The sequence below is a fragment of the Brochothrix sp. genome, from assembly GCF_017549435.1.
GTDB lineage: Bacteria > Bacillota > Bacilli > Lactobacillales > Listeriaceae > Brochothrix > Brochothrix thermosphacta.
On sequence record NZ_JAFYUW010000113.1, the window covers coordinates 25,071 to 38,924 of the forward strand.

Sequence of the window (13,854 nt, forward strand, 5' to 3'; positions counted from 1 at the left end):
TAACAAAAAAAATTATATAAAGACACAAACAACCTTTCGGTATAAAAACTGTTAGCTCCGCCTGTTTTGTGGTAATCTATAAATAAGATAACATTTAGAAAGGCGTGAGCAATTTGACACAAGAAGATACTATTTTCTCAAAAATCATCCGTAAAGAAATTCCATCCTATAAAGTATATGAAGATGAGCTTGTTTATGCTTTTCTTGATATCTCACAAGTAACTAAAGGGCATACACTCGTTGTTCCAAAGCAAGCGACAACAAATATTCTAACTGCCGATAGCGAAACTGCTAGTGCTGTATTTGCTAGAGTGCCAAAAATTGCTCGTGCAATTCAAGAGGCTTTTCCTGACGTCAAAGGAATGAACGTTCTAAGTAACGCAGAAGAAATCGCTTCTCAATCAGTGTTTCACTGGCATGTTCACCTCATTCCGCGTTATCATAAGAACAATGATGGTTTTGGTTTGAAATGGGAAGAACATGGTTCCGACTATTCTGCTAGTGAATTAGCAGACATTGCTCAAACTATTAACCAAACAATCAAATAAAATTTCATCAAAGGAGTGCTTTCATTATGAAAACAAAATCACTAATTTTAGGTTTAATTGTTGGGGCTGGTGCCTCAGCTGTTGCAACACTTTTACTTGCCCCAAAGTCAGGTAGAGAACTACGAGAAGATATTGCAGATAAATCAGTCAATGTCGGTGGTATGCTTAAAGAAGTTGCTTATAATGCAAATACACTTACCGAACAACTTAAAACATTTTCTACTGATAGCCTTGCTGCAGTTAAAGATGTTGTTGAAGATATCGAAGAAGTTGTTGGCAATTGGAATCAATCAATTGAACCCGACAAACAACGTTTAAAAGATGAACTAAAAGACCTTCAAAAAACTGTTAGTGAGTTAGAAAAAACAATCAAGCGTTAATAAAATTAATCACTCACTCATTCACTCAATACTATAATGGTAACTACAACTTTGACCTCGCATATAATTGTTGCGGGGTCTTTTATCCTCTTGCATTCGCCTCATTTTAAAGATAGAATATGTCAAGGAGATAGAAAGGGGATTTATCATGCACTGCGTTCATTCCATTCAACATGAACAGGAAGAAAATTTTTACCGTTTGTTTATTCTTTCATTTATTGTCTTTATTGCTACATTAAGCGTCGCTATCATCTGGCATCACTTAAGTCTCGGTAACAATTATACTTATCAATACCCATTAGTAGGCTTTTCGTATCTACTCCTACTTTATCCATTTCATAAAATGTGTCATTTCATAGTGTTACCTCATAAGAAAGATAGTTTCATTAGAATCAAACGTTATTTTGTTATCGTACCCTTTTTTGAAGTCAAATGTGATACACCTGTCAAAAAAAATTATTATCTACTATCTCTAATAACACCATTTATAGTTATTACACTCATCTGGTTGTTCGTTTATTTTCAATATGACTTGAAATCTGTCTATTGGTATTTATTATTAGCTATACATATGGCTATATGCACAACCGATATCTATTACTTTTTTAGTTACCTTAAATTCCCTAAAAATAGTTTTATAGAGGATTCAGAACGAGGTATAAAAGTATTGGTAGAGGATAATTTTGAAAAGATCCATTCATAAAAATTTCATACTTCTTTAATAGTATTTTAGTTTGTTTTTTATTACCTATATGATATGATATTTCATGTAGACTAAATTCATATTACCTAAGGAGAGTGCGGAACTCAATGAAAACAAAAATCAATTTAATGATCGGAAGTATTATTGTACTTGTCATCGCAGTAGTAATTCTATCAGTTATGTTATTTACTAACAACGGTGGTACTGTTGTTAAAACGAAAAGCGGTAACGTATCACAAACAGAACTTTACGATTATCTGAAAGATACTGGTGGTGCAGCTGCAGTTGAATCACTTACTTTCAAAAAAATCCTCGAAGATAAATTCGGCGATAAAGTAAAACAAGCTGATCTTGATGCAAAAGTTAAAGAGTTAGAGAAACAATATGGTGGTAAAGATGCATTGTTATCAGCATTAACACAAAATGGTATCACTTCAATCGACGCTTACAAAGACACTTTACGTACGCAAGCACTTGTTAACGAAGCTGCACGTGAATATGTAAAACCTTCAACAAAAGAACTTAAAGAGTTTTACGATAAAACGTGGAACCCAGACTTTACAATTTCTAAAATTGCTGTAGCTGATAAAGCATCTGCTGAAAAAATCGCTAAAAAATTAAAAGATGGTGGCGATTTTGCTAAACTTGCTAAATCTGATTCACAAGATACAGCAACTGCACCTAACGGTGGTAAAGCTGAACCATTAAGCGTAACAGCTGCTGAAGCTGCATACGGCGACATGTTTAAAGATGTTTATAAATTAAAAGAAGGTGCTGTATCTGCACCAATCAAAACAAGTTCAGGTACGTATGAAATCATTAAGATGGATAAAAAACCAGCCAAAACTACTTTCGATAAAGACAAAAAAGCTGTAACAGAAGCATATTACGCAGCTAAAGTAACTTCTGATACTCAAGCAGCAGCATTGAAAAAATTATACAAATCATCTGATGTAACTGTAAAAGATAGTGCATTCAAAGATGTGTTTGCAGCTTACAAAGAAGACACTAAAAAAAGTAAATAACAACTAAAAAGCAGTAGCTTCGGCTACTGCTTTTTTTTACAAAAAAAACCAATTTCCATCAATATTTTTTGATGAAAATTGGTTTTTACTATTCTTCAATTTGATTGAATTTAGGTTTATAGAATGAGCGGTTATCTAACCCGAAAATTCTTTCGCTATAAGAACCAGCATCTGTATGCTCTAATGCCTTCGATAACATGTTTAACGAAGCATCCATTTGATCAATCATATGGATTAATTCAGCTTCCATCACTAATGGTGGCTTAGGGCTTCCCCACTCGCCTTTTCCATGATGTGAGAGAATAATATGTTGTAATACCATTGTTTCTTCACTGTCAATTTGGAGCTCATCTACTGCCTTAGCAATTTCGTTAGATACAATTGAAATGTGTCCTAATAAATTACCTGTCACCGTATATGATGTTGATACAGGTCCACTTAATTCAATTACTTTACCTAAATCATGTAAAATAATACCTGAATATAATAAATCTGCATCTAAATCAGGATATTGTCCTTGGAGATGATCTGCAATATGAAGCATAGACAATACATGGTATGACAACCCAGATACAAATTCATGGTGATGACGCATTGCCGCAGGATAGCTAAAATATTCTTTTTCATATTTTTTGACTAAAAAACGTGTCACACGTTGTAAATTCGGGTTCGTAATTGCAAAGATATATTGCATGATTTCCTGCTGAATATCGTCGCGTTTAATCGGTGCTGTTTTTAAAAATTCATCAGCAGACACATTGTCTAACGCTGTAGTTAATCTCAGTCCCTTAATTTTCAATTGTTTTTGACCACGATAGTTTTGAATTTCACCAATCACACTCACAATACTTTCAGGTAGATACTTTTTCAAATCTTCATCTGAAACGTCCCAAAGTTTTCCCTCAATGGCACCTGATTTATCTTGAAATACAATTGATAAAAAAGGTTTTCCGTTTGTTGCAATCCCTTTTTGTGCACTTTTTATAAATGCATATGTTTCAACTGCTTCACTAATATCATATTCTAGCAATTTTTTTTGCATTTGTATCTCCTCTTTCATCACGATAATCTATACGTTCTATTATACCATAATGCTTTCTACTATTTAAAATCGAACAAAACGTTCTGAAGGTTGACTTAGTATTTTACAGGCACACTTTAAGTAATACTTTAACTTTTAAATTGTGTTAAATCTAAACAATTTTCAGGTGGTAGATACTCTTTCATATAAGCATGGCAAGTAAAATAAATGATTTGTTGTTTTAATTTTATCTTATCAAGTAAAGACATAATTAAATCTGTTCGGTTTTTATCAAAATTAACAAAACTATCATCAATAATAATTGGTAGTTTTACTGCAGCGCCTAAAACCTCAATAAAAGCGAAGCGAATCGACAAATAAAGTTGTTCTTTTGTGCCTTGGCTAAGTTCTTCACCTGTAAATTGAAATTTATCCTTACGGTGAACGAGTAATTCCTCATCATAAAAATCAATTTTCACATACCGTCCTTCCGTTAAGTAGCTGAGGTATTCACTAGCCTGTTGCAATACTCTTGGTAATCGTTCTGCTTGAAGTCGCTCAACCATCTCATTAACAAGTTGTTGTGCCGTTTTATAACGCATCCATTCTTCACTCAACTCTTCTACTTCCGACTTCATTAAGAAATAAGCATGCGCAGTATCAGCATAAACCTCCCCCTGTGTTAAAAGTTGAATTTGATGGTTGATTTCTAATTGCTCTTTTTGTAGATCACTGCGTCTCTCTGATAATTCTTTACGCTGTTGTTTTATCTGTTCAAGTTGAGCTAGGAGCATAACTTTATCATTAAATTGACTTAAAGTATGACGTTCTTTCTCACTTATTTGCATCTGTAACACTTGTAAACGTTCTTCAATTGCCATTGCTTGTTGTTTCATTTCTGCTTTTGAGTAAAAACTTTTATCATCTTCAACATCTGCTTCTTGTAATAAGCTGCTAAGCTGCTGCTCTATTCGTTCAATTGTAGCGAACAAACGCTCTTTGTGATTGCTTAAATCTTCCTTTTCTTTTCGTATCGTCACGACCTCTTCTGTTTGCAGATGATAACGACGTTGCTCTGCCAACAGACTATTAATACTCTCATCCAAGTTTAACCAATCTAACTGCTCGTCATTTATCTCAGCTGTTAACGCTTGAATACCTGTTAACCAATCATTTTGCTTAATTATCAATTGTTTGACTTGTTCTTGCTCTGCTATATTTGACTTCTCCATCGTTACTTGTTCGACTAATTGTTCAAACTTACTTAAAAACAGTGTGTGGTTATTTAGTGGTAGCTCTAATTTCTCCGCCACCTTGTTCAACCATGATTCTGATACAACCATATCCTCTGTGATTTCAGAGTGTCGCTTTTGAATTTTAGTTTTTTCGAACTGTAATTCATCTAATTCTGCACATTGTTGTTGCCATAATTTTTCCCATTCTGCGACAATAGAACTGTTTGTACGTTGTGGCGCTTGTTGTTTTTTGTTAACTTTTTTGTATGACAAAATTGCTAATAGACCCAACAAAATGCCGCCTATATAGAATATTGGCATCACAAGCCAACCCAATAACAGAACTGCTAATGCAGCTAAACTTAATATAATCGCTAGATGTGTTGTTTTTGCTGTTGTTTGTATAAAATCCGGTGATTGTTCAGCTTGTTGTATTCTTTTTTCTGTTTCGTCACATTGCTCTTTTTGGCGTTCTATTTTAATTGCTAGAACACTCTCTTCGCTCAGCCGTTGTTCCCGCTCCCAATCAAGTCGCTCAATTTTCCGAATAACTTCCTGTGCCTGCTTAAATTCCTCATGTTTTACCTGCTCTAAAATATGCGCTGGAATTAGAGCCGTATTGTTAGCAGATCCTCTTAGCATCTGTAACTGCCGCTCTCGTTCTTGGTACAATGACCAATCCGACAAATATTTTCCAAGTTGATCCCAATCTAATTTTTCGAATGGATTCGTATCAACCATTTTACGCAAAATTTGATTGAGTTTCATTTCAACTTGATAGGCTTCATTTTCATTATTCGATAACTCATCTTTTAATGCTTTAAAACGGTTAAAGCCATTTTGTGGAAAAGAACTTACTTGTAAGTTTTTTAATGTTTCTTGACCTTTTATCAACTCTTCATAGATGGACCATTTTGAAAGATAATCTGTAAACAATTCTTGTTCAATCAACAGGTTTTTTTCTTTATTTTTCCATTCTAGGAGTTGTGTTTCAGAACGCAATTGTTTTTCTTTAAGCTGAGTAAAAGCCGTATTATTTAGCTGTGCTGTTTTATATTTTGATTCCAATTCTTTCAATTGATTCAATTTTTTATTCAATATCGGTATACGACCATTTGGTTTAAATAGTTCATCACGCTTGCGTTGCAATTGGTTATCTACACGTATTAAAACATCAGAACCAACTGTTCCTGCTGCTAATAAGTAACGATTAAAGTCTGTTTCTTTGAGATTTTGGACATTTTGAAGACCGTGAATATCAAAACTGTAAATAGCGCGGTACATTTGTTTTGTCATTCCTTTGAGCAGTCTAACTAAGGATTCTTCATCGCCTCGTGTACCATCGGCAAAATATAAGACCACATCGCCTGTGGCTTTTCCTTTCTTGCGTTCAATAATTACAATTTCCAAATCATCAGTTTCAACCGTTATCCTACCACCAAAACCATCATAATCTTTCGGTTCTAAACGCCGTTCATTGCTTTTATTCGTTGGAAATCCAAATAAAATCGCTTCAATAAAAGCCATCAAAGTTGATTTTCCCGCTTCGTTAGGCCCATATATTATTTGTGTTTTTTGAAATTCCGGAAAATCTATTTGCCGCCACTTACCATAACCATACACATGCAATTGCTTGATAATCATTTTTCTTCACCTTCCTCAGCAATCAACTGCCCAATCAATAAAACAGCATCTTCGATAATTTGCTCTCGTAACGCCGTATCTGGCACATCAACATAACGTCTTGCCAAGCGTTGCATCGTCATTTCCTGAATCACATCATTAAATTGTTGTTCTTGTGATAACTGCTGAATAGCACCTTCCCAATGTGATTGATAAGCTGTTTCTTCTTGCCACCAATCAACTGTAATATTTTTATTTAAGTATGTTTTCAATTGGTATACCCAAACAAAATCGTCACGTTCTTGTTCTAAATCCTGTAACCGCTCAATCACTTCTCCATTTATAATTTTTTGACTCACGGTTTTATTTAGTTTCTCATCTATCAATAAAGTTACAGCTAAGAAAACCTTCGCAGCACTCTCTTCACGAGCTTTATCCATTTCAGCTGTTAATTTTTGGAGGAGATGATCAATGCTAATATCAGGTTTAATTGTGAGACTAAGTTCTTCCCAAACAATCGCAGCAGCTGGATAAAAAGTTGCTTTTGTTTCCTTTTCAGAGAGTGAGATTATCATTCCTCCCTTAGGACCTGTTTCTTTGCGATGGCGCCCTTGAATATTCCCTGGATATAAAATCAGTGGTTCTTCGTTAAGACAGTCTTGCTTATGGATGTGTCCTAACGCCCAATAATCAAAATTTTTCTGTAACATCTCTGAGCGAGAAAATGGCGCATAGTTTCCTCCAGTTGTGGTTTCCTCGCCATGATAAAGTGCAATGTTAAAATCAACATTGCTCGCCTTTTCAAACGTTTCAACTCGTCTTTCAATCAGATGTTTTTTATCATAACTAAAACCATGTATAGCAGCAGTTGTACCATTAGTATGTTTGTAATACACTGTCTCTGTTTCTGCTGAAAAAAGGTGTACATTTTGAGGCAAATCAAGCGATATCAACGTGCCATCATTATAATCATGATTTCCTAATATTGCATAAACTGGAATGTTTTCTGTCTGTAAACGCTCCATTTCATCTATAAAACGTGCTTGAGCACGGATACTTTGTGTTTTTTCATCATAAATATCACCTGCAATTAAAAGGAAATCAATTTTCTCTGTAATTGCTACTGTAACCAACTGTGTAAGTGATTTGAATGTGCTATCTTTCATTTGCTGAAAAATAAAGGGTGGTAAGTGTTTTAAGCCCACAAAAGGGCTGTCAAGATGTAAGTCCGCAATATGCATAAAACGTAGCTCTTTCATGTGTACCTCCTTGATACGAATATATGTTCTATTATACCATGAAACCCTCTAAAACAGCTTATGAAAACACACTCGTGCACAAAAAAACGTCCCTAAAAGGGACGTTTGCAAATTACTATTCTGAATTATGCTTTTGGTGCTTCATCTTGATATAAATCACGTAAAGGACCTGTAATAATTTCATTAAGGTCATTGATTACAACTGACATACGTTGTTCAGACTCAATCAATGCGGAAATGTGCTCATTACCTTGAACTTCTTGTGCTAATTTTTGCGCTGCTTCAACTTCTGTTTCTGTAATTTCTTGACCTTGCATTTGTTTTTGTTGCAATTCAAGTTGAATCATGCGGAATTTATCAAATAATTCTTGAGATGCAGGTGTATCTTTAACTACCTGATAAGCATTTTTCAATTCGTTGTATTGTTCCGATTGTCGTAAGTTACTCTCTAAATTGTTTGCAATATCATATAAGTTTTCAGCCATTTTATCATTCCTCCTAATTAATTTCATACTTACTATAACATGTTTTCTAGTTACACAAAACCAAAAGCATTTATCAATTGCCAAACAAACTGTTTACCCAATCCTTGGTTTTCTTAGCGCCTTCTTTCACACCTGAAGAAATTGATCCCGCAGTTTCTTTCACGCTATCTATAATACTTCCTGTATCCTTAGATTCTTGCTCTTCTTTTTCTTGTTGTTCACGCTTTTCTTCCTCATCAACTGTTGCCGCACTCTTAATATCAAATGATTCTTTTTTCAGGTTAGGCAATGATTTTGATAAGATGTTCCCAGCTGTAGTAGAAACATTTCTATAACTATCTGTCTGCATATAATGTTCCTCGTCTGTATTGTCAAATCCCATCCACATTGATAATACGACGTTAGGTGTATAACCTACAAACCATTGATCTTTTGTTCCTTCTGTTGTCCAATCAACTTGAGTGGATCCTGTTTTCGCTGCAATATCATAACCAGGTACCGCCGCATTTTTACCAGTTCCTTTTGCGACTACATCTAATAACATTGATGTCATATCTTTTGAAACATCTTCTGAAACAATTTGTTTTGTTGAATTTTTTTCATTATCGACAAGCACTCGTCCACTTGCATCAACAATTTTTCGAATTAAATGGCCTTTTTCTGGTTGCGCTCCTTGATTGGCAAACGTAGCGTATGCTCTCGCCATTGTTACCGGTGAGTAACCTGTTTTTGTTCCTCCAAGCGCAAGTGATAAGTTTTCATCTGCCTCTGTTAAAGGTAAACCAAAACGTTCCACTGATTTCACACCTGTATTAAGACCAATTTTTTTCAATAACCATACCGCAGGTACATTGATTGAATTTTGAACAGCTTCATACATTGGTATGTTTTTCTGATATATACCCCCAATATTAGTTGGCTTATAACCATTAAAGTCAGTGTACTCATCTTTCAATAAATCAGTTGGTTTATAACCTTCCTCTAAAGCAGGCACATAAACAGCTAGTGGTTTCATCGTTGATCCTACCTGTGTACGTAATTGCGTTGCACGGTTGAACCCTCTAAAGACATGCTCGCCGCGTCCTCCAACAAGCGCATAAATACCACCTGTTTTAGGATCCATCATTACACCACCACTTTGAACCATTTCACCATTCATATCTACTGGGAAGTTTAAATCATTATCGTAAACACTTTCCATAGCTATTTGAAGATTTTGATCCATCGTTGTATATAACTTATAACCCTTTGTTAATAAATCATCCTGTGATAGCCCATAATTATTGATTGCTTCATTTAAAACAGCATCGGTATAATATGGGAAACTACTTTTTGTTACGGTTTCCTCTTGTGTATTCAATACAATATCTTGCTTAACTGCACTATTATATTGTTCTTTAGAAATTTTATTATTATCTAATTCTGCTTGTAATACTTGATTACGACGCTTCGTCGCTTTATCAATGTATTTTGTTGGATCATATGAAGATGGTAATTGTACTAAACCTGCAAGCAACGCCCCTTCTTCGATTGTGACATCTGATGCGGGTTTATTGAAATATTTTTGAGAGGCATTTTCAATTCCCCATTCCCCATTCCCAAAATAAACAGTGTTGAGGTACATTTCTAAAATTTCATCTTTACTGTATTTATTTTCAATCTCTGCTGCTAAGAACAATTCTTCTAACTTACGTTTAACTGTCTTTTTACTTGTTAACAATGCGTTTTTTGCTAACTGTTGGGTAAGTGTTGATCCACCACCTGTAATATGGCCTGTGGTGACTAAACCAACAACTCCTCGTGCCATACCGCGAATATCAAAACCATTATGTTCATAAAAACGGCGATCCTCAATCGATACTAACGCATTTTTAATATTGGGCGATATTTTATCGATTTTTACAAATTTGGCATTTCTCGAAGATACTTCAGTAGCCTTATCGCCATCTTTATCATAAATAACAGTCGTTGTTTCCAATGCTGCTTTTAATCCATTGACGTTTGCTTGTTTAGCTAAAAAAGTAAAGTACAAAATAGCAAGAAACATTACTAATAATAATGCAATGAGTAATACCTTGGTAATGTAGTATTTCTGCCATATCAATACTACACGATGATTTATTGGCTTGAGGTAATTATTATAAATCTGAGCAATATTATTTTTCATAATCATACATCCATTCCTATTTATTCAAAGTAACAAGTTTTGTAATTCGTTTATTCATCTTATCATAAATTATGTTTATTTTCGAAAACAAAGGGTATTAATACTGTTATTGTACGACTTTTTCACGCTGCTACATAATAATTGTATAGGGGAATTTAAATTATGACACAAGACATTTATTTTATTTCATCCGATGCTGAAACGACTGAAATCGCAAAAAATTGGGCACTTAAACTAAATTTAGAAGGCTATCGTTTTTTTACTCTTTCATATGAAACGGATCATCTACCTTCTGAACTATTACCACGTTTAGAAAATGCCAAACACATCATTTTTTTAAACACTGAAAAACACATTCGTTTGCCTCATGAAATCTATAACTTTCCAAAATTCCAAGTATGGGACTTAATGACAATTGATTATCTATCTACTGATACGTCAAACATAATCTCTCAGAAACTGTCAGATATTATTGCTTTAAAAATATCATATTTTGCAGAATCATTAGAATTAATTACTTACTAAGTATAAAACTTATAGATATGAATTTTCACAGCAATAGTCTAAATAAAAATAGTCATTTACTATATTTGCTAAGGCATAGTAATTACTATATAATTATCTTATAGTTTTACACTAAATTTCAAAATTGTGAAGGGGGGGATTATTCCGATGGGACAGAAAAACTAATTCAAGTACTTAAACTGAAAAACATATGCACGTCGTTTCCAACTGATGTTTTTGATTGTGTGGCTCTGAACTGCTCGGAAGTATCTTCCGTCTTTTAAGTAAGCATTAATTCGAAAACATCTCTTTATGACCTTAAAAGGTTGATATACAAAACTACTAGGAGGTGTTTGGGTCCTATTCAAAGGTGAATAGCGATCCTCTTATTTGATATTTAATTTACTAGCTATTGTGATTTTGATTTTTGCTTCTGCTTTTTTCGTGGCAACTGAGTTTGCTGTTGTAAAAATGCGCGGAAGTCGTTTGGAACAACTTGTCGAAGAGGGCAAGCCGAATGCTAAAATGGCAAAACATATACACGTTAACCTTGATGCTTACCTTTCTGCTTGTCAGTTAGGGATTACACTTTCGTCTTTAGGATTAGGTTGGTTAGGTGAACCCGCAGTGGCGCGTTTAATCACACCTATTTTCAACTACTTTGAGTTGCCATCAACTGCAGCACATCTTATCTCGTTTATTTTAGCATTCTCAATCATTACTTATTTACACGTTGTGATTGGTGAACTTGTTCCTAAAACATTAGCAATCCAAAAAACAGAGCAAGTGACACTCGCGGTTGCACAACCGTTAAATGTTTTTTATCGTATTATGTATCCTTTCATTTGGTTCTTAAACCATTCTGCTCGTGGGATCAGTCGTTTGTTTGGCTTAGACATGAGTGGTGAACATGATGTCGCTCATACAGAAGAAGAATTACGATTTATCGCTAACGAAAGTTTTAAGAGTGGCGAAATCAATCAATCTGAATATGGTTACCTCAATAAAATTTTCGAATTTGATGATAGACTTGCAAAAGAAGTAATGGTGCCACGTACTGAAATTGTTACTGTTTCAATTGATTCTACAATTGATGAGGCCTCTAACATGACTTTATCTGAGCGTTATACACGCTATCCAGTAATTGATGGTGATAAAGATAATGTTGTTGGTGTTTTAAATTTGAAAGACTTGTTAAGTATTTATGTAACTGGAAACCTAAAACCAAGTGACACAATTGAATCTTTGGTTAAACCGATTATTCGTGTCATCGAAACAATTCCAATCAATGATTTACTTTTAAAAATGCAAAAAGAACGTAATCATATGGCAATTTTGTTAGATGAATATGGTGGCACAGAAGGCCTTGTGACAGCTGAAGACATCTTGGAAGAAATTGTTGGCGATATTCGCGATGAATTTGATGTTGATGAAATATCAGAAATCACTAAAATTGCTGACGACCATTATGTAGTCGAAGGTAAGGTTTTGATTGATGAAATCAATAACTTATTACACACCTCTTTAGATGAGGATGATGTCGATACAATCGGTGGTTGGTTCTTAACACAAAAATATGATTCTAAGCAAGGCGATCAAATAATCTTTGACGGCTATATCTTTACTATCAAAGAAATTGAAGATCACCATGTCTCTTTCATTGAAATCACAAAGTCTACTCAACCAGTAGCTGAAATTGATGAAGAGGCTTAATTAGAACACTTAGTTAAATGACTTAAAAAAAGCCTCCGCTTTGGAGGCTTTATTCTTTGGAGGTATTTTATGTTTGCGTCACTAACGATTACAGTTCCTACAACTTTATCGGGACTTACTATCAATGAACTATTACAAAATAAATGGTTGCTAAGCTCAAGTGTGATTGAACAATTACAACGAGAAAAACGTATTGTTGTAGATGGACATAAGCACTTTGATTGGAAAACATATACTGTAACAGATAATAGTCAAATTGAGATTAGCTTACCTATTCCATTTGATTTTCCAGTTGTACCAACCGAATTCCCCTTAACTATTTTATATGAAGATGAGCATGTTATTATTGTGAATAAAACTGAAGGTCGTCTAGCTTTAGCAGTCGATGAGACTTCAAAAAACACACTACAAAACGGTGTTGAGGCCTATCTACGATCACAAGAGCATCCTCTATTTCACGCCTATGCAATCCATGACCTAGAACAAGATATTAGTGGCGCCGTTATTTTCGCCAAACATCCCTTAATACTCAACTTACTTCTTCATCAACTTCAGCAAAAACAACTTTATGGTGTTTATTGGACAAAAGTTGATAGTGTTATGGAAGGAACCTATGGTAAGATTCAAGCGAGTATTTCTGAAGAACATGACGAGATTAACGCTAAAGGTACAAAAGCAATCACTCACTATGAAATCATCAAACGTGACCGTGCCGCGAACACTTCTATTTTAGAAATAACAATTGATACTGCGATTAAGCACCAAATAAGATTGCACTTAGATTCAATTGGCTATCCTATTAAAGAAATAACAATTGCAGGAATGAAACGTCCTTTATTACATCTTAAAGAATTGCATTTCCATCATCCCTTTATGGATCAATTTGTTAAAGCAAGTACTCCTATTCCGTTTGAATTTGAATAGTAAATATCTTCGATAACAACAGTTGAACTTAATTTTAAAAAAACTATCCCCCTGACATTTTTGGTCAGGGGGATTTGTTTATAAAATCTGTTGATTAACGACCTCGATCAATTTGCGAGAAATGTTGAGATAGTAGGCTCGACAAACGAATGACGGTGCACGTACCTATGGGTACGTAATCCCGAGTGACTGAGGAGTAACGACCTCGATCAATTTGCGAGAAATGTTGAGATAGTAGGCTCGACAAACGAATGACGGTGCGCGTAC

General features: G+C 34.5%; 12 protein-coding genes. 7 read left to right on the plus strand and 5 right to left on the minus strand.

Annotation, left to right across the window (positions count from 1 at the left end; all coding sequences use genetic code 11):
* The first annotated feature begins 113 nt into the window (after positions 1-113).
* The 4 genes from IKV95_RS07500 to IKV95_RS07510 all read left to right on the plus strand — a co-directional run bounded on the left by IKV95_RS07500 (position 114) and on the right by IKV95_RS07510 (position 2,656).
* Positions 114-548 (plus strand): HIT family protein, encoded by a 435-nt coding sequence (locus IKV95_RS07500; RefSeq protein WP_069120819.1) that lies wholly within the window; start codon positions 114-116, stop codon positions 546-548.
* Positions 549-574: 26 nt separating this feature from the next.
* Entirely contained in the window at positions 575-928 is a 354-nt protein-coding gene (locus IKV95_RS07505; protein ID WP_029091580.1) for a YtxH domain-containing protein, read from the plus strand.
* 148 nt (positions 929-1,076) lie between these two features.
* Complete coding sequence (locus IKV95_RS11200; RefSeq protein WP_029091579.1) at positions 1,077-1,631, plus strand: DUF3267 domain-containing protein; 555 nt, start codon at positions 1,077-1,079, stop codon at positions 1,629-1,631.
* Positions 1,632-1,738: 107 nt separating this feature from the next.
* On the plus strand, positions 1,739-2,656 hold the full coding sequence (locus IKV95_RS07510) for a peptidylprolyl isomerase (RefSeq protein WP_069120818.1): 918 nt from the start codon (positions 1,739-1,741) through the stop codon (positions 2,654-2,656).
* A gap of 88 nt (positions 2,657-2,744) precedes the next feature.
* Here the strand turns inward: IKV95_RS07510 and yhaM are convergent, their stop codons facing one another.
* The 5 genes from yhaM to IKV95_RS07535 form a co-directional block, all read right to left on the minus strand.
* Complete coding sequence (gene yhaM, locus IKV95_RS07515; RefSeq protein ID WP_069125846.1) at positions 2,745-3,698, minus strand: 3'-5' exoribonuclease YhaM; 954 nt, start codon at positions 3,696-3,698, stop codon at positions 2,745-2,747.
* Positions 3,699-3,826: 128 nt separating this feature from the next.
* On the minus strand, positions 3,827-6,556 hold the full coding sequence (locus IKV95_RS07520; protein ID WP_287451595.1) for an ATP-binding protein: 2,730 nt from the start codon (positions 6,554-6,556) through the stop codon (positions 3,827-3,829).
* Complete coding sequence (locus tag IKV95_RS07525; protein WP_287451596.1) at positions 6,553-7,794, minus strand: metallophosphoesterase family protein; 1,242 nt, start codon at positions 7,792-7,794, stop codon at positions 6,553-6,555. The genes IKV95_RS07520 and IKV95_RS07525 overlap by 4 nt, the downstream gene beginning before the upstream one ends.
* A 125-nt stretch (positions 7,795-7,919) precedes the next feature.
* Positions 7,920-8,279, minus strand: a complete 360-nt coding sequence (locus tag IKV95_RS07530) for a YlbF/YmcA family competence regulator (RefSeq protein ID WP_029091574.1) — start codon at positions 8,277-8,279, stop codon at positions 7,920-7,922.
* Between the two features lie 73 nt (positions 8,280-8,352).
* Positions 8,353-10,446: a transglycosylase domain-containing protein gene (locus tag IKV95_RS07535; protein ID WP_069131478.1), complete on the minus strand. Its 2,094-nt coding sequence runs from the start codon at positions 10,444-10,446 to the stop codon at positions 8,353-8,355.
* Between the two features lie 162 nt (positions 10,447-10,608).
* On the opposite strand from IKV95_RS07535, the gene IKV95_RS07540 reads away from it, so the two are divergent.
* The 3 genes from IKV95_RS07540 (at position 10,609) to IKV95_RS07550 (ending at position 13,587) form a co-directional block, all read left to right on the plus strand.
* Positions 10,609-10,971, plus strand: a complete 363-nt coding sequence (locus tag IKV95_RS07540) for a hypothetical protein (protein WP_069125838.1) — start codon at positions 10,609-10,611, stop codon at positions 10,969-10,971.
* A 369-nt stretch (positions 10,972-11,340) separates the two neighbouring features.
* A complete protein-coding gene (locus IKV95_RS07545; RefSeq protein ID WP_036027325.1) occupies positions 11,341-12,663 on the plus strand; it encodes a hemolysin family protein in 1,323 nt (440 codons plus the stop codon).
* A 69-nt stretch (positions 12,664-12,732) separates the two neighbouring features.
* Positions 12,733-13,587: a pseudouridine synthase gene (locus IKV95_RS07550; protein ID WP_029091571.1), complete on the plus strand. Its 855-nt coding sequence runs from the start codon at positions 12,733-12,735 to the stop codon at positions 13,585-13,587.
* Positions 13,588-13,854: the final 267 nt, after the last annotated feature.